This is a genomic window from Tessaracoccus zhenghani, assembly GCF_055326325.1.
The window spans coordinates 136,174-156,574 of record NZ_JBUZNQ010000005.1 but is presented as its reverse complement, the minus strand read 5'-3'; the positions used below and the strand labels follow the sequence as shown (position 1 = coordinate 156,574).

The following is a 20,401-nucleotide window of genomic DNA, read 5'->3' as shown; positions in this document are numbered from 1 at the left end:
CGGACCCCGTGGCGGGTCAGTTGCCCAAGCTCCGGCGGCGACGCAGCCTCTCGAGCACCTCACGCCATGTCGGCACGACGACGCCCTGGGATTCCATCAGCGTGCGGAGCTTCCGGCGGCTGAGCAGAATCCCGCCGATGCCGATGATGAAGAACGGCGCCTGCAGCGCCCACGCCAGGCGCAGGTGCTCCGGCGTGTAGGCGTTGCCGCCCGCGATCCAGTCGAGGAACACGCCCATCAGCAGGATGAGCAGGGTGCCGCCGGTGAACGCTCCGGTGATGACGATGCCGTTGGCCGCCCCTAGCCGCGTCGTCGGCAACGACGTGCGGGGGAAGTCGAAGCCGATGCCGGTGCCCGGCCCGCCCACCGCGAGGACCAGCACCAGCAGGAACAGCAGGGCCCCCGGGGCGCGCCCCGGCCAGAGCAGCACCGCGGCCCACACCACGATCAACGAGCACACCACGATGAGCGCCAGCGTGCTGCGGCGCAGCGGATGCCGGGCGGTGAGGGCGCCGATGACAGGCCCCGCGAACATCGCCGCGACGGACAGCACCGTGAACAGCCCAGACGCCTGGAGCTGCGACAGTCCTTGGGCGACGATCAGGTACGGCATGCCCCACATGAAGAGGAAGGCGTTCATCGAGAAGCCGGAGGTGAAGTGCACCCAGAACCCGAGCTGCGTCGCCGGATGCCGCGTCACGTCGACGATCCGCCCCGGGATCTCGCGCAGCGGGTCGACAACGATGCCCGCGTCCTCCCCCGGCGGAGCGTTGCGCACCCACCCGATCACCGCCAGCACCGCCAGCGCGCTGGCGCCGGCCACGATGAGGAGCCCCAGCCGCCAACCGAGGAGCTGGATCATCGGCAGCACGATGACCACCGACGCGATCTGGCCGAAGCCGGCGAACATGCCGGTGATCTGGGTGAGCACCGGAATCCGGCGCGGTTCGAACCAGCGTGGCAGGAGCTTGAGGATGCCGTTGAAGATGCAGGCGTCACCGACGCCCAGCAGGATCCGGGCGACATAGGCCAGGGGCAGCTCGGTGGCCAGCGCGAGCACCATCTGGCCCCCGACGATCACCAGGATGCCGCCGGTCAGCACGAGGCGGGATCCGTACCGGTCGAGCAGCAGCCCGACGGGTACCTGGGCCAGCGCGTAGACCGCGAGCTGCAGCACCACGAAGGTAGAGATGATGCCCGGTGTGGTGCCGAAATGCTGGGCGGCCTCGAGCCCGGCCACGCCGAGCGAGGTGCGGTGCATGACGGCGACCGCGTAGGCGAGGAGGGCAACGCCCCACACCACCCAGGCCGCCCGGCCGTACCCGCTTGTACTCACAAAACGAACCCTACTCGTGTCTGTTATGGAGCCGGTGATTCGGAAAGCAACCGCTGGAGGACCCGGCGGTAGCCGGCCCGCAGCACCGGCACGGCGAGCCAGTGGAGCCTGCGTGGCCACCACGGCAGGTGCACCGCCTGCCGCCAGATGACGGTGGCCCCGCCGTCGTCGGGCAGGCACTCCACCCGGATCAGCCCACGGATGGCGCGCCCCTGCTTGCGCAGCCGGGCCGAGCAGCGGCCGGGACCCGCGTCGAGGTGTTCGACGACCATGGGGTCGTCGAAGCCGAACGGCCCGATCGCGGTGCGGGCGACGAACCGCACACCGGTCTCCAGCTCGGCGAACGAGGGCGCGGGGGTCAAGGTGGTGAAGGGGATGTGCCTGCTGTGGGCACGGAGATCGAGCACACGGCTGAGCGCCTCGGGAGGCGGACAATCGGCGTGCAGCGTGACCGTGAAGCGGCTCATGGGCCCCAGCCTACGAGGTCGCGGCCGGCTCACCGCGACGCCGGAGAAGGGCTGGTAAACCGCAGGGACGGATGCCAGAATGAAATTGGCGTGCCCGTGTCGCATCTTCCCCGCCCGCCCTGATGGGCGGCGGGTGGAAGTTCCGCCGGGCCCTGGGACAGCGTCCGCCTCGTCTATTCCCGAGGAGCATCATGTCCACGACGGAAACGGCCCCAGCCCCTGCCCCCACCCCCATCCGCGCCATCGAGCGACGCACCGCGCACCATCGTCGCTACCTGATGTGCCGGCCGGAGCATTTCACGGTCACCTACGCGATCAATCCCTGGATGGAGCCGGGCAGGCCCACCGACACGGCCCGCGCCATCGAGCAGTGGCAGAAGCTGCACGACCTGTATCTGAGCCTGGGCCACGAGGTAGAGCTGATCGAACCGGTCCCCGGCTATCCCGACATGGTCTACACGGCCAACGGCGGTTTCCTCATCGACGGCCGTGCCTACCTGCCGAAGTGCCTCTTCGAGGAGCGGGCCGGGGAGGCCCCGGCGTTCGCCGAGTGGTTCCGCACCCACGGCTTCGACACCGTGGAGCCGGCGGAGGTCAACGAGGGCGAGGGAGATTTCCTCCTCGTCGGCAACACCATCCTGGCCGGCACCGGGTTCCGCTCCACGGACGACAGCCACCGCGAGGTGGCGGCCATCTTCGGCCGCGACGTGGTCTCGCTGAACCTCATCGACGCGCGCTACTACCATCTGGACACCGCCATCGCCGTGCTCGACCCCGTCCAGGGCACGGAGCACGGCGCGCCGGCCAGGGCCACCATCGCGTACCTGCCCGGGGCCTTCGACGCGGCCAGCCGCGCCATCCTCGAGGACCGCTACCCCGACGCCATCCGCGTGTCGGACGAGGACGGCGCCGTGTTCGGGCTGAACTGCGTGAGCGACGGCTACAACGTCGTCATCGCGCCCGGGGCCGAGGACTTCGCGAAGCAGCTGCGCGCACGCGGCTACAACCCCATCCCGCTCGACCTGTCCGAGCTGCTGCTCGGGGGCGGCGGCATCAAGTGCTGCACCCTGGAACTGCGCGGCAGCCAGGTGGCGACGGCGGGCCCACGTCCCGGAGGCGCGGAGGCGCACGTCGCGCACAACTACCACCCGCTGCCGGTGACCATCGCGTCCGCCGAGGGCGTCTGGGTCACCGACGTGGACGGGAAGCGCTACCTCGACCTCCTCGCCGCCTACTCAGCGGTGAACTTCGGCCACCTCCATCCGGCGCTCGTCGACGCCGCCACCCGCCAGCTCGAGCGGGTCACGCTCACCAGCCGCGCCTTCATGACCGACCGCCTCGAGCCGTTCGCCGAGGCGCTCGCGAGGCTCTGCGGCAAGGACATGGTGCTGCCCATGAACACCGGCGCCGAGGCCGTCGAGACCGGCATCAAGGTGGCCCGCGCCTGGGGTTACCGCGTCAAGGGCATCCCCGCGGACAAGGCGCGCATCATCGTGGCCGCGGGCAACTTCCACGGCCGCACCACCACCATCATCAGCTTCAGCGACGACCCGGTGGCGCACAACGACTTCGGCCCGTTCACGCCCGGTTTCGACGAGGTGCCCTACGGGGACGCCGACGCCATCGCCGCCGCCATCACGGAGGAGACCGCGGCGGTGCTCATCGAGCCGATCCAGGGTGAGGCGGGCGTGATCATCCCGCCCCGGGGCTACCTGCGGCGGGTCCGCGAGCTCTGCGACGAGCGCAACGTGCTGTTCATCGCCGACGAGATCCAGGCGGGTCTGGGCCGCGTCGGCGAGACCTTCGCCTGCGACCGGGAGGGCGTCGCGCCCGATCTCTACCTGCTGGGCAAGGCGCTCGGTGGAGGCATCCTGCCCGTCTCCGCCGTCGTCGGGGACCGCGCGGTGCTCGGCGTGCTGCGGCCAGGGGAACACGGCTCCACCTTCGGCGGCAACCCGCTGGCGGCGGCGGTGGGGTTGCGCGTGGTGGAGATGCTGGAGACCGGCGAGTTCCAGGAGCGTGCGCGCAGGCTCGGCGAGCATCTCGCCCTGGGGCTCGGGAGGCTGCTCGGGCACGGTGTCACGGCCATTCGCGTGGCGGGCCTATGGGCGGGCGTCGACATTGCTCCCCCGCTCGGGACCGGGCGCGAGATCAGCGAGAAGCTGATGGCGCGCGGCGTCCTCGTCAAGGACACGCACGGGCAGACCATCCGCATCGCGCCGCCGCTGGTGATAGGCGAGACGGAGATCGACTGGGCGCTGGAGCAACTCCGCCTGGTGTTGGAGGAGTCGACGCCCCGCTCGTGACGCCGCTCGGGCGGCAGCACGGGTGGGGGTGTCGGGTCAGTCTGCCAGCGTCGAGGCGTCGATCACGTAGCGGTAGCGCACCTTCGAGGCCACCACGTTGTCGTAGGCCTCGTTGATCTGGTTGGCCGGGATCACCTCGATGATGGGCCGGACGTCGTAGTCGGCGCAGAAGTCGAGCATCTCCTGGGTCTCGCGGATGCCGCCGATGTTGGAGCCGGCGATGACGCGGTTGCCGCTGATGAGGCGGCCCAGGCCGACGGTGGCATTGCCGTCCGACGGGAGGCCGACGTTGACGACGACACCGTGGGGCCTGGTGAGGCCGACGAGGACGTTGAGGTCCACGCCGTCTGAGATGGTCGACAGCACGATGTCGAAGGAGGCGCGCATCTTCTTCATGGCGTCGCGGTCCTGGGTGGAGACATAATCCGACGCGCCGAGCTTCAGCCCGTCGTCGCGCTTGGCGAGCGTGCGCCCGAACACGGTGACGTCTGCGCCCATCTTGGCGGCGAACTGCACGGCGACGTGGCCGAGCCCGCCCATGCCGATGACGGCGACCCGCTTGCCCGGGCCGGCGCCCCAGTGCTTCAGCGGGCTGTAGGTGGTGATGCCGGCGCACATGAGCGGCGCCGCGTGCTCGAGCGACATCTCGTCCGGCACGCGCATGAGGTAGTCCTGCTCGACGGTGATGCCCTGCGAGTAGCCGCCGGCGGTGGGTTCGCCGTCGCGGCCGCGGTCGTTGTAGGTGCCGACGGTGCGCTGGCCGGCGGGCGCGGTGCAGAACTGCTCCTCGCCGTCCCTGCACATCTCGCATTCGCCGCAGGAGTCCACGAAGCAGCCCACGCCGACGCGGTCTCCGACGGCGAACTTGGTGACCTCTGAGCCCACCTTCGTGACCACGCCTGCGATCTCGTGACCCGCGACGAGCGGGTAGATGGTGTCGCCCCATTCGGAGCGCGCGGTGTGGATGTCGGAGTGACAGATGCCCGCGTAGGCGATCTCGAAGTAGACCTCTGTGGGGCCGGGTTCCCGGCGGGTGATGGTGGTCTTTTCGTACCGGCCGGTGGGCGAGTCGATGGCGTAGGCGATGACCTCAGGCATGAACCCGAGGTTACTCGCCGCCCAAACCGATGAGCCATTCGGCGTCGGACTCCGGCCCGGGCATGGGCGCCTCGGCGCTGGCGTCCGGGACGGTGCAGTTCATGGGCTCGCCCGGCGGCGGGCCGAATTCCTTGCCGCCGAAGATGACGTCCTTGGCGTAGGCGTAGTACGCGTCGTGTTCGCCCGTGTCGTACGGGTTGTCGAGCGCGCAGCGGCCCACGTAGTAGCCGATGACGTCTGCCCAGACCTCGGTGACCTTGCTGCCGGCGTACTCCGAGAAGCGGCCTTCCTTGGCGTACAGCTTCTTGAAATCGGTCCAGTAGGCCGGCTCCGAGTAGCGGTCCGAGTTGAGCACGTGGGCCAACTCGTGGGCGACGAGGCGGGTCAGGCGTCCCTCGTCACCGGAATCCAGCGCGCGCTGGAACTTGGCGAAATCCAGGGAGACGTAGCCGCTCCTGGTGAGGCTCCAGTCGCCCCACGCGTAGCCGCGGATGTTGGTGGTGTTGATGCCGACGGTGCCCGTGACCTTGCTCTGCAGGTCTTTGCGGTAGGAGGTGCACTCCATGGCGTCGAGCGTCTCCCAGAGGATCTTGATCGACGGGCGGCGCGCCTCCGTCCACTGCGAGCCGGCCAGCTTGAAGCCGAAGTTGGCGGCGAGCTGCGCCTGGATGTCCTCGATGGACGCGCCGTCGGGGAACGGGAAGGTGGAGGCGCAGGGGCTGGGGATGCCGGTGACCGGTACGACCGGCTCAGGGGCGATCGGGAGCGCATCCGCGGTGGTGGCGGCGATCGAGCCAACCGCTACAGCAGCCAGCGCTGCGAGCGAGGCGATCAGTTTGCGCACGTGTTGTCTCCCGATGATCTTCGTCGATTCCGACAGGACAAGAGTTCCTTAGAATTCTCAGGAAATCAAGCCGGGCCAATGCTACCGGTTGCTATCACTCACGGCGGCTGATTGCCGATGCCCGCCCGAGTTATCCACAGCCCTCGCGCTGAGTGCAGGAAGTGACCCCTTCGCGGCCTAGATTCGCGTTCGCAGGAGGGGGCCAATGCTCAACACGGACAGACCGACGAAACCAGACCTGACACCGCCCTCGGCGCCGCGGCCCGAGGCGGTCCAACTCCGAGCCCGGCGCAGCCCGAAGCTCATCGCGCTGGGCGTGCTGCTCGTGACGCTGGGTGGCATAGGCGCCGCGCTGCTCTACACGATGAACGCGGACCAACGGGCCGTCGTGGCCATGGCGGTCGACGTGGCCAGGGGCGACGTGGTGGACCGCGACGACCTCATGGTGCTCGAAGTGCCCGGTTCGCTGGCAGTCGCGGCGGAGGGTGCCGAATCGCTGGAGTCCCTCGTCGGGCAGGTCGCGCGCACAGATCTGCCTCAGGGGTCCTTCCCCCTGCGTCGCCATGTGGGCGAGGAACCACTCCCCGCAGGACAGACCCTCGTGGGCCTGCGGTTGGCGCTCGGCAAGCTGCCGGCCAGCGACCTGCCGCCCGGCACCACGGTGCGCCTGGTCGGGCTGCTCGACGGCGCCGACACCGCCGTCGATGCTCTGGTGGCCACCCGTCCGCAACTGCTCGACGACGGCGCCAGCTACGCACTCGACGTCCAGGTGGCAGACGGGGAGGCCGACACCGTCGCCAGGCTGTCGGCAGCGGATCAGGTGGCCCTCGTCGTGACGACGGAGGGCTGATGGCGGTCATCCTCCTCACCTCCGCCACGGGCGCCCCCGGCGTGACGACGACGTCGCTCGGCTTCGCGCTCACCTGGCCGCGCCACGTGCTCCTGGCAGACTGCGACCGCGAGCCCGGTCAGTCGGTGCAGGCCGGTTACCTGCGGGGCATGGACCACGGGGGTCGGGGCCTCATGAGCCTCGCGCACCTCAACCGGGAGGGCAGCCCGTTGGCCCCAGAGCTGTGGCGCCAGACCCTCCCCCTCGTCGACGGCGGCGACGTGCAGCGGCGGTTCCTCCCCGGGTTCACGTCCCCTGGCGCGTCCCGGCTCTTCGAGCACGTGTGGCCGGTCCTCGGCGAGGCACTCGAGTCGCTCGACGGTCAGGGCGTCGACGTGCTGATCGACGCGGGTCGCCTCTCGACGAGCGGCCTGCCGCTGGGTCTCCTCAGCGCCGCAGACGTGGTGCTAGTGACCGTCCGTTCGTCACTTCGCTCCTTGGCGGGAGCGCGGATCCACCTGCCCACGCTGAATGATCAGGTGGCGGCGCTTTCACGGCAGCCCGCCGTGGGGCTGGTGGTGGTGGGCGGCGGGCGGCCGTACTCGGCCTCGGAGATCGCGGCCCAGTTCGCCGTGCCGGTCTGGGCCGAGGTGCCGTGGGAGCAGAAGTCCGCCGACGTCCTCAGTGATGGCGAGCGCGAGCCGCGCCGGTTCTTCGAAGGATCGTTCATGGGCCGGTTGAGGGCGGACGCGAAGGCAGTCTCAGAGCGACTCAGCCGGGCGCGGCAGGCAGCGACGCTGGTGAGCGGAGGAATCAGATGAGCGTGCACGAACTCCCACCGTTGTCGGGAGCGCTCGGCCGGCTCGGCGCCTCCCCGGCCGGGCCCATGCTGCCGACGCGTGCCGCGCGGGCTGCCAGCTCGCCCGCCACGCCGCCGCGCATGCCTGGGCCGCCGTCGACCGTGGACTGGCAGCTGGTGGTGACACTCCGACGGGAGGCGGCCGAGGCGATTTCCCTCGCCGGTTCGGAATGGCTCACCGGCCACGGCCAGCCCATGCCTGAGGCCGACAGGCGCGTCCAGGGCCGCTCCGTCATCCGGCGCGTGGTCCACGCTCACGCCCAGGCACTCGGCGACTCCGGCGAGGCGCTGTGGCCCATGGAACTCGAGACGCGCTACGCCGACGCCGTGGAGAGCGCCATCTTCGGGTACGGGCGGCTCCAACCGCTCTTCGAGATCCCGGACGCCGAGAACATCGAGATCCACGGCTGCGACTCGGTGATGATCCAGTACGGCGACGGCAGGCGGGTGGCCCACCCCGCCGTCGCGGATTCCGACGAGGAGCTCGTCGACGCGATCCGCTTCCTGGGGGAGACCGCCTCGCCGCCGCGCCCCTTCGACGACCTCCATCCGACGATGACCCTCGCCCTCGGGAGCCGCTTCCGGTTGCACGCGATCGGCTTCGGCCTGTCGTACCGGCCGAGCGTCGTCATCCGTCAGCACCGGCTCACCGACGTGACGCTGTCAGACCTGGCCGAAACCGGCATGTTGCCGCCGCACGTCGCCAGGCTGCTGCAGTCGGCGGTGCTCGCCAGGAAGTCCGTGGTGATCTCAGGCGACCAGGGGGCGGGCAAGACCACCCTGCTGCGGGCATTGATCGCCGCCATCCACCCCAACGAACGATTCGGCACCCTCGAGACGGACTACGAGCTCCTGACCCACCTGCTGCACAACCGGCGCAACGTCCTGGCCCTGCAGGCCAGGGTGGGGATGGGCGAGACCTCCGGCGGCGTCGGGGTCGGCGACTACACCGTCGCAGACCTCATCCCCGAGGCGCTGCGGCAGAACCTGACCCGTCTGGTCGTCGGAGAGGTGCGTGGCGCGGAGGCGGGCGCCATGTTCGAGGCCCTTCAATCGGGCGCGGGAGTGCTCAGCACGACGCACTCCCACTCGGCCACCTCCACCATCGACCGTCTGGCCGCGCGGGTAGCGCAGGGACGCGTGCTCAGCATCGAGGACGCCATGAACCAGATCGCGCACCACATCGACTTCCTCGTGCACGTGCAACTCACCGACGACACGTGGCGCGGCGGTCAGCGTCGCCGCTTCGTCTCCGAGGTGCGCCAACTCACCGGATCCGTCGAGGCCGGCCGACCCGCGACGCACCTCGTCTACCGGGCCGCAACCGCCTCCCAGCAGGAGTGGTTCCAGCCGGAGGCCGCCATGTCCGCGGAGCTCGCGGAGTTCGACGGGGCGTCGTTATGGGGGTGATGGTGGCCGCAGCCCTGGGGTGCGCGGTCGGGTTGGGCTTCACGGTGCTGGTGGCCGGCCTGCGCCGCACCCACCACCCTCTGTCCACAAGTTCATCCACAGGCCTGTGGACAACCCTCAGGCGGTGGTGGACAAGCCTCACACCCCGACGCAGAGCGTGGTTCGGGGGCGCCCTCGGCGCCGGCGTGCTGGCGACCGTCATCACCGGATGGTTGCCCGCCCTGCTGCTGGTGCCCGGTGCGGCGATCATCGTGCCGCTGCTCCTCATGGCGCCACCCAACCGGGAGATCGAGGTGATCGCAGCTCTGGACAGGTGGGTCAGGCTGCTCGCCACCGCGCTCTCCTCGGGCAAGTCCATCCGCGATGCCATCTTCGCCACCAGGCAACAGGTGCCGCCGGTTTTGGCCGGACCGGTCGTCCGCCTGTGCGTGCGCCTCGATCAGCGCTGGACGATGCGTGACGCGCTCTTCGCCCTCGCCGACGAGCTCCGCTCAGCGGATGCCGACGCGGTGGTCGCCGCCCTGGTGATCGCCGCAGGCCGCGGCGGGGCCGGTGCCCGTGCCACCCTCGCCGCACTCTCGGACACCAGCCAAGACCGGCTCCGCGCGCTGCGCGAAGTGGCGGCCGAGCGTGCGAAACCGAGGGCGGTGGTCCGGCAGGTGACCTACATCACCCTGGCCGTACTGGGCGCGGCGCTGCTCTTCAACGGCGAGTTCTTCGCGCCCTACCGCTCCCCGCTGGGGCAGTTGCTCGCCGTCACCCTGGCCTGCGCCTATCTGGGCTGCCTCGTGGTGCTGCGGCGCCAGACCGTGCCGCCCATGGCGCCGCGCTTCCTGAGGAGCCAGACGTGATAATGGGACTGGCCATCGCCTTCGGCATGGTGCCAGGTCTCGGGGCGTTGCTGGTGGTCCGAGGGGCGCTCGCTGCCCCCGTCCGGCTGGACGACGCGCTGGCGCTGCTCGACAGGCGGCACACCTCGCCCGAAACAGCCGGCTCCGCCGGACTCGACAACTGGGGTGAGCGCCTCCACCGCCGGCTCCGGCTGCCCCTCACTGCCCGGCAGCAGCGGCTGCTGCTCATGCAGGACCGCACCGTCGGCGACTTCTTCGTGGAGAAGCTCGTCTGGACGGTCACTGGATTCTTCCTCCCCGCCCTCTGGGGCGGGCTGCAGTTCGCGATGGGGCGCCCGGTAGGCCTCACTCCTTTCCTGGTGGCGCTGGCCGGAGCGACCGCCGGCTCCTTCATCGCGGATCTCCGGCTGCGCTCCGGCTCCGAGGAGCAGAAGCGCTCAGCGGTCGACGGGATCCACACGTTCTTCGACCTGGCGGTGCTGGAACGCCTCGCCAATGCCTCGGCCGCGCAGGCTGCGGCGAACGCGGCCGCCATCTCCGACGCCGCGCTGTTCAGGCGGATCTCCGCCGGGCTCGAGCGGGCGCGGATGGAGCAGGTGCAACCGTGGCCGGAGCTTCGGCGCATCGCGGCGGAGTGGGGCATTCCGGAACTGGCCGACTTCAGCGACGTCATGCAACTCGAGGAGCAGGGCGCCGGTGTCGCCGACGCCCTCCGCGCCCGCGTGCGCGAACTTCGCGACGCGCACCTCAGCCAGCAGAAGGCGAAGGCGCAGGAGGCCAGCGAGGCGATGACCCTCTGGATGACCATCCCCGCGCTCCTGCTCGGCGTCGCCCTGGTCGCCCCGGCGCTCCTCACCCTGATCGGGGGTTGATGTCAAGCCTTTCCTCCCCCTGTGGACAACTTTTCCGACTTTCCTGCCAGACCTGTGGATAACAGGTGTACCGAGCTCCCGATCAACCAGAGTGTCCTTTGAGGAGGAACCATGTCAGCAATCCACCAGACCGTAGAACTCATCGTCCGCGCCCTCGTTCCGGCCCCGCGTCGCGACGAGCGTGGCCTCAGCCAGAGCACCGAGAACGCCATCCTGCTCGCGGGAGCGGCCGGCATCGCCGTCATCATCATCACGGTCATCACCGCCTACGTGACCGACAACCTGCCGGGCTGACGTGAGGACTCTCGGCATCCGACTGGCCTCGGCGGGCTCGGCGATCCTCGCCCTGGGCGCGCTGCTCGTCGGCGTGCCGTGGTTCCTGTACCGGTTCACCGACGCCACGCACCTGCTGGGGGTCGACTGGGTCGCGGCCCTCACCCTGGGGGCAGATTCCCGGCTCATCCTCGGGCTCTTCAGCGTCGTGGCCTGGGCCGCGTGGGCGGTCGTGGCGCTCACGGTGCTGCTGGAACTGATCGCGGTGCTCAGCAGGCAGCGGATCCGCGTGACGCTGCCGGGCACCGGCTGGCTGCGTCCGGCCGTGGGCGCCCTCGTGATGGCGGCGGTCGCCTCCCCCACCCTGGCCATGGCGGACGGTGGCACCACCCCACTTGTCGCGGAGCCACCACGCGCTCCTGCCGCCGCGGGGATGGACGCGACGGCGCCCGCCGCCTCGTCGACCGCCCCAGCCGGGCGTAGCTATACGGTGCAGCCAGGTGACGAACTCTGGGCCATCGCAGAGCTCGAACTGGGTTCGGGAGAGCGCTGGCGGGAGATCGTGGCGCTGAACGAGGGCGTCTCGGATGTCTCGCGTCTCCACCCGGGCGACATCCTCACGCTGCCCGACGACGCCGCGAAGCCTGCGCACACCGTGCTGGTTCAGGAGGGCGACACCCTCTGGCACATCGCGGGCGCCGAACTGGGAGATCCCAGCCGCTGGCCCGAGCTGCACCGGGCCAACGCAGACACGGTGGCAGACCCGGACCTGATCGAGGTGGGGTGGGAACTCCGCCTACCTGAGGGCGCTGCAGGCGCCGTCGCTCCCGTCGCAGAACCGGCCCCCGAGGCAGTCGCCGAGCCGACGACTCCCCCCACCGTCGAGCAGGCCGAGTCGCCCACCGCGTCCCCACCGGGGTCCCCCGAGGAGGCGGTTGCTGAAGCCTTCGGCCGGGGGTACCCCATCGACGCGGCGCAACCGGAGCACCCTCAGGATCCCGCTGCCGCGGCTGGCCAGGAGGCCACAGAGACAGACGCAGCTGCGGACGCCGACGATCAGGACACCGGATCAGCCGAGGACTTCTCGGGGATGCTCGAACCCGTGGGCGCGGCGTTGGCCAGTTCCGTGCTGCTGGGCGTGGCAACGCGGCGTCGGGCGCAGGTGCTCGCCCGGGCGCTGGGCCGTCGCCTGATCCCCGTGCCCCGGCAGGTCTCGCAGTTCTGGACGGCGTTGGCGCACAGATCTGAGACGACGGACGTCGCGGCCCCTGATTCCGGGCCCACCGCCGTGGTGCTCGGTTGGGACGGTGAGGAAGCCGTCCAGGTGAACCTCGAGGCCGAGCGGGCCGTCCTCTTCGACGGCGACGGGGCCGTGCCTGCACTGGGCGCAGTCGTGACGGAACTGTCCTGCAACCCGTCGGCCAGCAGCGTGTCGCTGGTCGTGGTGGGCGGTGACGACTGGGTGCGGGCCCTCGACGACCCCCGCGTCAGCGGTGAGAGCGGCATCCCCGCGGGGCTGCACCGGTTGGCACGTCTTTGTTCCGAGCGCCGACTCGCGATGCGCCAAGGCACGCTGGCTGCCATGCGCGCAGACGACAACCTACGCGATGCCTTCGCGCCCACCGTCGTCGTCTTCCTGGAGCGCCTAGAGCCTGCCCACCTCGACGCGGTGGGCGATGCCCTCGCGCTGGGCGAGGTGGGCGTCTCAGTGGTGGCGCCGACGGCGGGGCCATCCCCGCTCCCGTTCTCCCGGGTGCTCGTCAGCCCGCAGCAGGGCCTGTTCCGGGGCCGTGGCTTCACCCCTCAGCTCGTCACCGCTCCCGCCCGCCGGGCGCTCGTCGAGCTGTTCGCCACCACCGGCCGGCTCGACACGGAGCCCGCGCCCTGGTGGAGGGGCGACGACGACCTCCCTCCCAACGTTCTCCCCCTCCCCCGGCTGGACCGCCCCGAGGAGCGACCCATGACCACCATGCTCAGCTCGCCGCCCCATCCCGTGCTCTCCCTCCTCGGGCCGGTGGAACTGGGCGGGACCACCGGTACCGCACCCACCCGCGCGCTGGGGCAATGCATGGAGTACTGCGCCTGGCTGCTGCAGAACCCCGGTGCCACGCCCACCCGGATGCTGCGCGACCTCCAGGTGGCGGATGCCACCCGCCGCTCGAACATGAGCCGCCTGCGCACCTGGCTGGGGGCAGACCCGTCCGGCCAGCCCTACCTGCCGGACGCGTACACCGGCAGGATCGCGCTCGACGAACGCGTCACGTCAGACTGGGAGCAGTTCGTCGCCCTGCTCAGCGGCGGCGTGAACATGGCGGGCAGCCACGCCCTCCGGGACGCCCTCACCCTGGTGCGCGGCGAGCCGCTCGGCACCTTCGGGTTCCAGTGGCAATGGGCCCAGCAACTGCGCGCGGACATGATCGCGACGATCGTCGACGCCGCCTGCGTCCTCGCGGACCGCTCGCTCAACCAGGGAGACCTCGAGACCGCCATGTGGGCCATCGCCCGGGGTCGGCTCGGCTCGCCCTCAGATGATGCGCTCGCCGTGCGGGAGATCGAGGCCCTCGTCAGGGCGGGTCGTCAGACCGACGCTGAGCACGCCGTCGTCCGGCTCAACCGGGCGTTGCGGGCCGACGCCCGTGACCTGGAGCCGGCACTCGCCCTCCGGGTCCAGGACGCGATGCAGACGCCGGCCCGGCGGGCCCTGTCCGAATGAGGAGGGGCGGGTGGCAACCGCCACCCGCCCCGCTTCACATCAACCGCTCAGGGGTCAGACGCGCTCCTTGAACAGCACGATGTTGTTGAACACCCACTCATTGCTCTGGGTGAACGTGTACCCGCCGGTGGGCTTCGCATGCGCCTGGTACACCGTCACCTTCGCGTAGGAGCGGCAGCCGCCCCGGCCGGTGGCAGCCGTGTCGCACTCGGTGCGCCACATGCGGCCGTCGGTCGCGGTCCATGCCCCCGTGAACCCCAGCGGGTTCTTCGCCCAGTCGGCGCGGGTCATGTACGGCAGGTAGGTGAGGTTGTTGAACGCCCAGCCCGTGGTGCGCACGAACTTGCCGTCCTCCACCTTGATCGTCGTGGCCCAGATGTAGGTCCAGCAACGCTCGGTCTGCGAGTACAGCTCACATGTGGTCTCCCACTTGCGGCCGTTGAGGTCGTGGTAACCCGGCAGCGTGTAGGGAGGGGTGCGCACGAAGTCCGGCTTACCGGGCGACGTGACGGGCGGCGTGACCGGCGGCTTCGTCGGCTCCACCTCGCGCAGCACTACCGGGTAGGCCCAGGCGTTGACCGCGCTGGTGGCACTCTCCTGGAACGAGATCAGGATGGTGCCGTCCTCGCCCATCAGCGTCTCCAGGTCTGCTGCGTCCAACGCCAGACGGACGGTGGAGGCACCTGTGCCGATGGCCTTCTCGACGGAGCCGAGCAGACGCCCACCCATGTCATCGCCCCACGGCGCGGCCGCGGTGTCGGTGGCGAGGTCACAGGTGGAGAAGCCCCACTCGTCGCCCTCACAGCTGGACACCCAGACCGGGATGGCGGCGGGGTTGCCGTTCCAGGCGAAGGCACGCAGCGTGCCGGCCTTGGCGCTGGCCACGGAGATGGTGGCACCGTCGTCGTCGAACGAGACGTCCTGCACGGTGAGCGCACGGCTCGCGTTCAGACCCGCGATGGTCACGCCGCGGGCGGCGGACTGGTAGATGGTCTGAGGCGACTCGACGCCGAGCAACGCCTGATCAGGGATCTGCGGCGTGTCCGGAGTGGTCGAACGACCCTCAGGCGCCGTGTAGCCCTCAAGGTAGGCGTGGCCCCAGCGGTACGGCTCGGACTGCTGGCTTCCGAACGGCGACCACGCCGTGCGCGTCTTGCCGATGAAGGTAGCCACGTCGGAGTCGTACGGCGTCACGTTGAGGCCCAGGTAATCCGGGTCCACCACGTTGGTCGCCTGGGCGCCCGTGGGGGCGGTGCTGGTCACCACTGCCGCAGGCAGGTTCTCCAGCGGGATCTTCACCTCGACGGTGAACCCGCCGTCGACGTAGGTGCCGTCCTCGTTGAGGTCGAAGTCGACCGCCACTTCCTGGCCGGGCGAGTTGGGCCCGCCCTCAACGGTGGCGGCCAGCGGACCGGACGAGAAGCCCTGGTGGTTGTCGGCGTCGCGGCTCCAGCACGGCCCGTTGGGGCCCTGACCCGCGGCACCCGAGGCGTCGTCCGTGAACGGCATGATGCCGGTCTTGAACGTCGTCGACGTGTCGCGCGACCCGCCGAGCGGGTCGAGGAGCACCTCCACCGAATCCACCAGCCAGTGGCCGAAGCAGCGCTCAGGCGTGGCGGCGGCGCCGGCGATGTTGTCCACCACGAATGCCTGGGCGTAGAGGGCGTCACCGTGCCAGGCGAGCCTCACGGTGCTGCCCGCGCCACAGTCGGTGCCGTCGGGATCACACGCCGCCCCCTCCCAGCGGCGGCCGATGTCGAGCGGGGCGCCGTAGAAGTCATCGGCGACACCGTCCACCACGGGCGCCACCTCAGCCTCCGGGATGACCGTGGTGGGCACCACGTACAGCCGCAGCGTCTCGGTGCTGGTCGAGCCGAGCGCGGTGGCCGTCGTCACGATCGGCACCTCCGCGATCCGTCCGCCCGGATCTGCCGGGTCAGTGTGCGTGACGACGAAGTCGACGGTCGTCTGGGCGCCGGCGGCCAGCGCCGTGTAGGGCTGGGTGGCCTGGTCGACGGTGAACCCGGCCGGGACGGTGACCGAGACGTTGCCGCTCTGGGGCACGGTGGTGCGGTTGCTGACGATCACGGGGATCGTCACCGACTCGCCCGCGCCGATCTGGCGCTCGGCCGCGGAGCGGCCGGACACCCGGGAGAATTCGTCGGCCCACGCTTCGTAGGAGGCGAAGTTGCCCCACCGCTCGAACTGGCCCTCGACGCCTCCGACGAGCTGCACGCGGGTGTCGTTGTACGCGGTCACGGAACCGTTGCTGAAGCGGGCCTCGATCTTGTAGCGGGCCAGTGCGGCGTCGTCGGCCGGCGTCACTGTGAGCGTCACGCTGGATTCGGCGTCGGCGCTGATGGGGCCGAGTTCCGTGTCACCGGTGACGGTCCAGCCTTCGGGCAGCCCGAGGGTGACGTCGCCGGCGGCGATCGTGCCCTCACCCGACTGCGCGGTGACGGTCACGTCGAACGGCACGCCGGGCGCCTGGAAGTAGTCGCCCACGTCGATCGTGTACGTCGACCCCAGCGGCATGCCGCCCGGATCCGCGATCACACTGCCGAACAGGAGGGCGTCGTCGCGGGCGTTCGCGGCGGTGCCATTGGGCTGGAACGGCACGATCGACCGGGAGATGCCGTAGCGCTGACAGAACGGCTCGAAGATGCCGGTGTGCTTGGTGCGGGCCTGGGTGGGATGGCCACGGTTACCCTCGCGGCCCACCTGCGCCCACGTCATGAGCGTGCCGGGCTCCTGTTCCTGCACATTGCCTTCGAGCCACGCGTAGGGGGACTCGTAGCCCGTCCACGTCCCCACGACGGTGAACTGGTTGTTGTCCGCAGGCACGAAGCCCGCATTGCATTCGGGTCCGAGCACCCCACCCGTACCGTTCGTGGCACCGCCGGAGGTGGTCACCTTGACCTGCCACGGTTCCACCGCGTCAGGACCGGTGAGCTGCTCCGGGAACGCGGTGGGATCCGCGGCCATCTGGGCCGCCTCCCAGTTCACGCGGCCGGCGTACTGGTGGTGTCCGTGACCTGCGGGGCTGGGCGCGAAGCCCATGAGGATCTCAGGCTGCGTCTGGCGGATGATGTGCACCACCTGGCGCTGGATGCGCTCGGAGCCCCAGACGTCCTCGGTGAGGGCGGCGCTGGTGTTGTACCAGAAGTCCACTGCGTCGATGTTGTAGATGTCGTACACGCCCGAGCGGTAGAAGGAGGTGCGGTCCTCGTTCTCGCGGCGCAGGCCGAGATCCGGGCCGGCCTCGTCGCCGACCGAGTTCGAGCCGCCCTCACCACGCGTGAGCATGACGACGCCGCACTTGACGTCGTAGCGGTCAGTCCAGACGCCACAGGGGGTGGTGAAACCGGCGTCATCATCGGGATGGGCCCAGATGCCGAGCACATCGATCTTGTTGGGATTGACCTCGGTGGTCACGGACGGCTCGCCCACGGCGAGCTCCACGTCCTGCGCCCACGCTGGGACTTGTAGACCGAAGCCGACGGCCAATGCGCCGAACAGGGCCAGCAACTTGCGTCTCATCAGGGAACCTCCAATGGCAACGACGGCGTTGCCCTAGTTGGATGAGGATGATGGTCATACTAGGCACGACCTGTGTGCATTTGCGAGGGTCTGCGCGAAGTTGATTGAAAAGGGCTGTCAGCTCCGGGGCTCGGCACCCGGAACCGGGCGCGCGAGGGGCGAGTCCGCATCTGAGGCCAGGGCGAACGTGCCCTGGGCCCGGCGCACCCCGTGCACCTGGTGGGTGGGGATGAGGTCCGCCAGGAACGCGTATTCCCGGCCGATGTGTGCCGCGCGGAGGTCGCCCTCCTCGCGGAGCTTCTCGAGGTTGCGCCACCAGTCGGCAAGGTCGCCCCAGCCGGGAGCGGCCAGCGAGCCGCCGAACTGCCGCACCGCCAGCGATGAGCTGAGCGAGGCGAACTGCAGCCGCTGCTCCAGGCTCCAGCCGGAGATGGTGCCCAGGATGATGGCGGCGGCGAACACGTCACCGGCCCCCGTCGGGTCGATGGCGTCGACGGCGACACTGGGGCAGTAGGCCTCCTCCCCCGTCGTGTTGTCGATGGCGTACGAGCCCCGCACGCCGTCGGTCACCACCGCCAGCGGCACGAGGTTGGCGAGCGCCCGGACGGCGTGGCTCGGCCGGTCCGTGCGCGTGTAGCCCATCGCCTCCACGGCGTTGGGGGTGAAGGCGTGGCACTGGCTGAGCGGCGCGAGGTGCGCCTTGTCCCAACGCCCCGTCTCGTCGAAGCCGACGTCGGCGAACATCAGCGTGTTGTCGTGGCGCAGCTTGTCCCACCAGAGGCCGGGCCGCTTCAGGTCGACGGCGGCGGCGCGAGCGGCGGGGGCGGTGAGCAGAAGGTCGTCGAGGGGTTCGGGGAGGACGTGTTCGTGGGTGACCATGCCGCGGTCGCCCCTGAAGGCCATGGACACGGTGATGGCCGAGTGGAAGTTCTGGAAGCGCCGCGAGCAGGACAGGTCGATGTGCTCCTGGTTGGCCAGCGTGTCCCACATCCAGTCGGCGTAGGCGTCGTCGCCGAAGCCGGCGACCAGACCGGTGCGCAGGCCCAGCCGGGCCGTCGCCGTCGACAGGTTCGCGATGCCGCCCGGGCACGAGCCCATGCCGGTGCTGAACAGTTCCTCGCCGGGCTCCGGGAGCCGGGGGAGGCCGGTGAAGATCAGGTCGAAGAAGAGCGGGCCGGTGGTCACCACGTCCAGCGGCGGGTCGTCGTCGGAGCGCAGGTCCGCGAGCGGATCCCAGTCCCAGCAGTCGTAGCAGACGGGTTCCTGGTGCTGATGCTGGTTCATTCCTTCGACGCTCCTTCCAGCATGCCGCTGATGAAGTAGCGCTGGAGCAGCAGGAACACCAGGATGATGGGTGCCGCGATGATCACGCCCGCAGCGGCGAGCAGCGCGTGATCAGAGGTGTACTGGCCCTTGAAGATGGCCAGGCCGAGCGGCGCGGTGCGCCACTGCCCGCCGGGGCTCATGATCAGCGGGATGAGGAACTCGTTCCAGGTCCACATGAACATCAGCACGGCCACCGTCGCGATGGACGGCAGCGACGGTGGCACGATGATGCGCCACAGCGCGGCCATGCCGGAGGTGCCGTCGATGGCGGCCGCCTCGATGAGGTTGCGGGGCAGGGCGCGGAACTGGGCGCGCATCCAGAACGTGCCGAAGGCCACCGACTGCGCGATCTGCGGCGCGGCGATCGCCCAGATCGTGTCCGTGAGGCCCAGGTTGCGCAGGTCGAAGAACAGCGGGATGACGATGGCCTCGGCTGGCACCATCAGGCCCAGGAGGAACAGGTAGAACAGCACCGTGGACCCGCGGAACTGCATCGTGCCGAACGCGTAGCCGGCCAGGATCGACAGGACCAGCGCCACACTCACCACGAGGAGCGCCACCAGCAGCGAGTTGGTCAGCGCCGTGCCGAAGCGGCCCAGCTCCCACGCCGTGACGAAGTTCTCCCAGTGGAACGCTCCTCCCACGACGCCGATCTGCGGGCGCAGCGAGGTGAGGAGGATGGTGATGATGGGGAACAGCGCGAAGAGCGCGAAGAGGCTGAGGATGAGGTAGTTCATCAGCTTCTCGCCGGCCGAGACCTTCACCGTCGCACCTCCTTCTCTTCACCGATGCGCGACACGAACACGTTGATGATGAACACCAGCAGCGTCAGCACGATCGCGACGGCCGACGCCGAGCCCACCTGCTTGAGGTTGAACGCGCGGTTGTAGACCTCGTAGCTGGGCACCGTCGTCGCCGTGCCGGGCCCGCCGGAGGTGGTGACGTAGACCAGGTCGAACGTCTTCAGCGCGGCGATGATGGTGAGCACGAGGGCGGTGGTGATCTCGGCGCGGACGCTGGGCAGCGTGATGGCGAAGAACTCGCGCACCGGGCCGGCGCCGTCGAGGCGGGCCGCCTCAAAGAGGTCGTTGGGGATCCGGCTCATGCCGGCCAGGAGCAGCAGCATGACCAGGCCGGTGGACAACCAGAAGCCGATCATGCCGACGGCGGGCAGCGCGAAGTCCGGGTCGCCCAGCCAGCCGCGCGCGAAATCGCCCAGCCCGACGAGCTCAAGCACCGCGTTGAGCAGGCCGCGCGGCGAATAGATCTGGTACCAGGCGACGGCCACCACGACCAGCGCTATCACCTGAGGCATGAAGATCACGACGCGGAAGAACCCGAGGCCACGGACCTGGCCGCGCCGCAGCACTGCGGCGAGCACGAGGCCCACCACCAGAGGCAGGATCGAGTAGAAGAAGATCAGGACCAGCGCGTGGCTGATGGCGGCGAGGAAGCGACGGTCGCCGAGCAGGTCTGCGTAGTTACCCAGCCCCACGAACGTGGAGGGGCCGAAGCCCGGCCAGTCGTACAGCGAGAACTGGCCGGCCCTCAGCAGCGGATAGAGCAGGAAGGCGGCGTAGACGAGGAAGGCGGGCAGCAGGAACAGATAGGGCGTCGCCCGCCCGCGGATCACCGCGGACGGGTTGCCCTTCCCCCGCCTACCTCGTCCTGCCATGG

At 70.0% G+C, this 20,401-nt stretch carries 16 protein-coding genes; 8 read left to right on the top strand and 8 right to left on the bottom strand.

The annotated features are described in order from the left end of the window. Positions 1–16: 16 nt before the first annotated feature. The gene (locus ACZK4S_RS12110; RefSeq protein ID WP_463644428.1) at positions 17–1,336 is read right to left on the bottom strand and encodes an MFS transporter; all 1,320 of its coding nucleotides are present in this window, start codon (positions 1,334–1,336) and stop codon (positions 17–19) included. Positions 1,337–1,359: 23 nt separating this feature from the next. Continuing rightward, on the bottom strand, positions 1,360–1,803 hold the full coding sequence (locus ACZK4S_RS12105; protein WP_463644427.1) for an SRPBCC family protein: 444 nt from the start codon (positions 1,801–1,803) through the stop codon (positions 1,360–1,362). 191 nt (positions 1,804–1,994) lie between these two features. On the opposite strand from ACZK4S_RS12105, the gene rocD reads away from it, so the two are divergent. Further along, complete coding sequence (gene rocD / locus ACZK4S_RS12100) at positions 1,995–4,109, top strand: ornithine--oxo-acid transaminase (protein ID WP_463644426.1); 2,115 nt, start codon at positions 1,995–1,997, stop codon at positions 4,107–4,109. Positions 4,110–4,145: 36 nt separating this feature from the next. Here the strand turns inward: rocD and ACZK4S_RS12095 are convergent, their stop codons facing one another. Together ACZK4S_RS12095 and ACZK4S_RS12090 are read right to left on the bottom strand one after the other, a co-directional pair. Next, positions 4,146–5,207 (bottom strand): NAD(P)-dependent alcohol dehydrogenase, encoded by a 1,062-nt coding sequence (locus tag ACZK4S_RS12095; RefSeq protein WP_463644425.1) that lies wholly within the window; start codon positions 5,205–5,207, stop codon positions 4,146–4,148. Between the two features lie 10 nt (positions 5,208–5,217). Then, a complete protein-coding gene (locus tag ACZK4S_RS12090; RefSeq protein ID WP_076061533.1) occupies positions 5,218–6,051 on the bottom strand; it encodes a hypothetical protein in 834 nt (277 codons plus the stop codon). Positions 6,052–6,256: 205 nt separating this feature from the next. Between ACZK4S_RS12090 and ACZK4S_RS12085 the strand changes: the two genes are divergently transcribed. From ACZK4S_RS12085 to ACZK4S_RS12055, 7 genes are all read left to right on the top strand, one after another. Next, positions 6,257–6,901, top strand: a complete 645-nt coding sequence (locus ACZK4S_RS12085) for an SAF domain-containing protein (RefSeq protein WP_076061535.1) — start codon at positions 6,257–6,259, stop codon at positions 6,899–6,901. Beyond that, a complete protein-coding gene (locus ACZK4S_RS12080) occupies positions 6,901–7,701 on the top strand; it encodes a P-loop NTPase family protein (protein ID WP_076061537.1) in 801 nt (266 codons plus the stop codon). The genes ACZK4S_RS12085 and ACZK4S_RS12080 overlap by 1 nt, the downstream gene beginning before the upstream one ends. Beyond that, entirely contained in the window at positions 7,698–9,149 is a 1,452-nt protein-coding gene (locus tag ACZK4S_RS12075) for a TadA family conjugal transfer-associated ATPase (protein WP_463644424.1), read from the top strand. The genes ACZK4S_RS12080 and ACZK4S_RS12075 overlap by 4 nt, the downstream gene beginning before the upstream one ends. A gap of 185 nt (positions 9,150–9,334) precedes the next feature. Further along, the gene (locus tag ACZK4S_RS12070) at positions 9,335–10,000 is read left to right on the top strand and encodes a type II secretion system F family protein (RefSeq protein WP_158069059.1); all 666 of its coding nucleotides are present in this window, start codon (positions 9,335–9,337) and stop codon (positions 9,998–10,000) included. Further along, positions 9,997–10,872, top strand: a complete 876-nt coding sequence (locus ACZK4S_RS12065; RefSeq protein ID WP_463644423.1) for a type II secretion system F family protein — start codon at positions 9,997–9,999, stop codon at positions 10,870–10,872. Before ACZK4S_RS12070 ends, ACZK4S_RS12065 begins: the two co-directional genes overlap by 4 nt. A 111-nt stretch (positions 10,873–10,983) precedes the next feature. Next, positions 10,984–11,166: a hypothetical protein gene (locus ACZK4S_RS12060; protein ID WP_076061546.1), complete on the top strand. Its 183-nt coding sequence runs from the start codon at positions 10,984–10,986 to the stop codon at positions 11,164–11,166. Position 11,167: 1 nt separating this feature from the next. Continuing rightward, positions 11,168–13,858: a LysM peptidoglycan-binding domain-containing protein gene (locus ACZK4S_RS12055; protein WP_463644422.1), complete on the top strand. Its 2,691-nt coding sequence runs from the start codon at positions 11,168–11,170 to the stop codon at positions 13,856–13,858. A gap of 54 nt (positions 13,859–13,912) precedes the next feature. Here ACZK4S_RS12055 and ACZK4S_RS12050 read toward each other — a convergent pair whose 3' ends face one another. From ACZK4S_RS12050 to ACZK4S_RS12035, 4 genes are all read right to left on the bottom strand, one after another. Beyond that, positions 13,913–17,398: a PIG-L family deacetylase gene (locus tag ACZK4S_RS12050; protein WP_463644421.1), complete on the bottom strand. Its 3,486-nt coding sequence runs from the start codon at positions 17,396–17,398 to the stop codon at positions 13,913–13,915. A gap of 117 nt (positions 17,399–17,515) precedes the next feature. Further along, complete coding sequence (locus ACZK4S_RS12045) at positions 17,516–18,682, bottom strand: carbohydrate kinase family protein (protein WP_463644420.1); 1,167 nt, start codon at positions 18,680–18,682, stop codon at positions 17,516–17,518. Then, positions 18,679–19,488: a carbohydrate ABC transporter permease gene (locus ACZK4S_RS12040; protein ID WP_245244035.1), complete on the bottom strand. Its 810-nt coding sequence runs from the start codon at positions 19,486–19,488 to the stop codon at positions 18,679–18,681. Before ACZK4S_RS12040 ends, ACZK4S_RS12045 begins: the two co-directional genes overlap by 4 nt. Then, positions 19,485–20,399, bottom strand: a complete 915-nt coding sequence (locus ACZK4S_RS12035; protein WP_463644419.1) for a carbohydrate ABC transporter permease — start codon at positions 20,397–20,399, stop codon at positions 19,485–19,487. Before ACZK4S_RS12035 ends, ACZK4S_RS12040 begins: the two co-directional genes overlap by 4 nt. Between the last annotated feature and the right edge of the window lie 2 nt (positions 20,400–20,401).

Excerpts from the sequence above, each read along its gene's own strand:
- ACZK4S_RS12105 (WP_463644427.1), bottom strand. The coding sequence starts at position 1,803 with ATGAGCCGCTTCACGGTCACGCTGCACGCCGATTGTCCGCCTCCCGAG.
- rocD (WP_463644426.1), top strand. The coding sequence starts at position 1,995 with ATGTCCACGACGGAAACGGCCCCAGCCCCTGCCCCCACCCCCATCCGC.
- ACZK4S_RS12085 (WP_076061535.1), top strand. The coding sequence starts at position 6,257 with ATGCTCAACACGGACAGACCGACGAAACCAGACCTGACACCGCCCTCG.
- ACZK4S_RS12095 (WP_463644425.1), bottom strand. The coding sequence starts at position 5,207 with ATGCCTGAGGTCATCGCCTACGCCATCGACTCGCCCACCGGCCGGTAC.
- ACZK4S_RS12060 (WP_076061546.1), top strand. The coding sequence starts at position 10,984 with ATGTCAGCAATCCACCAGACCGTAGAACTCATCGTCCGCGCCCTCGTT.
- ACZK4S_RS12075 (WP_463644424.1), top strand. The coding sequence starts at position 7,698 with ATGAGCGTGCACGAACTCCCACCGTTGTCGGGAGCGCTCGGCCGGCTC.
- ACZK4S_RS12050 (WP_463644421.1), bottom strand. The coding sequence starts at position 17,398 with ATGAGACGCAAGTTGCTGGCCCTGTTCGGCGCATTGGCCGTCGGCTTC.
- ACZK4S_RS12080 (WP_076061537.1), top strand. The coding sequence starts at position 6,901 with ATGGCGGTCATCCTCCTCACCTCCGCCACGGGCGCCCCCGGCGTGACG.
- ACZK4S_RS12035 (WP_463644419.1), bottom strand. The coding sequence starts at position 20,399 with ATGGCAGGACGAGGTAGGCGGGGGAAGGGCAACCCGTCCGCGGTGATC.
- ACZK4S_RS12045 (WP_463644420.1), bottom strand. The coding sequence starts at position 18,682 with ATGAACCAGCATCAGCACCAGGAACCCGTCTGCTACGACTGCTGGGAC.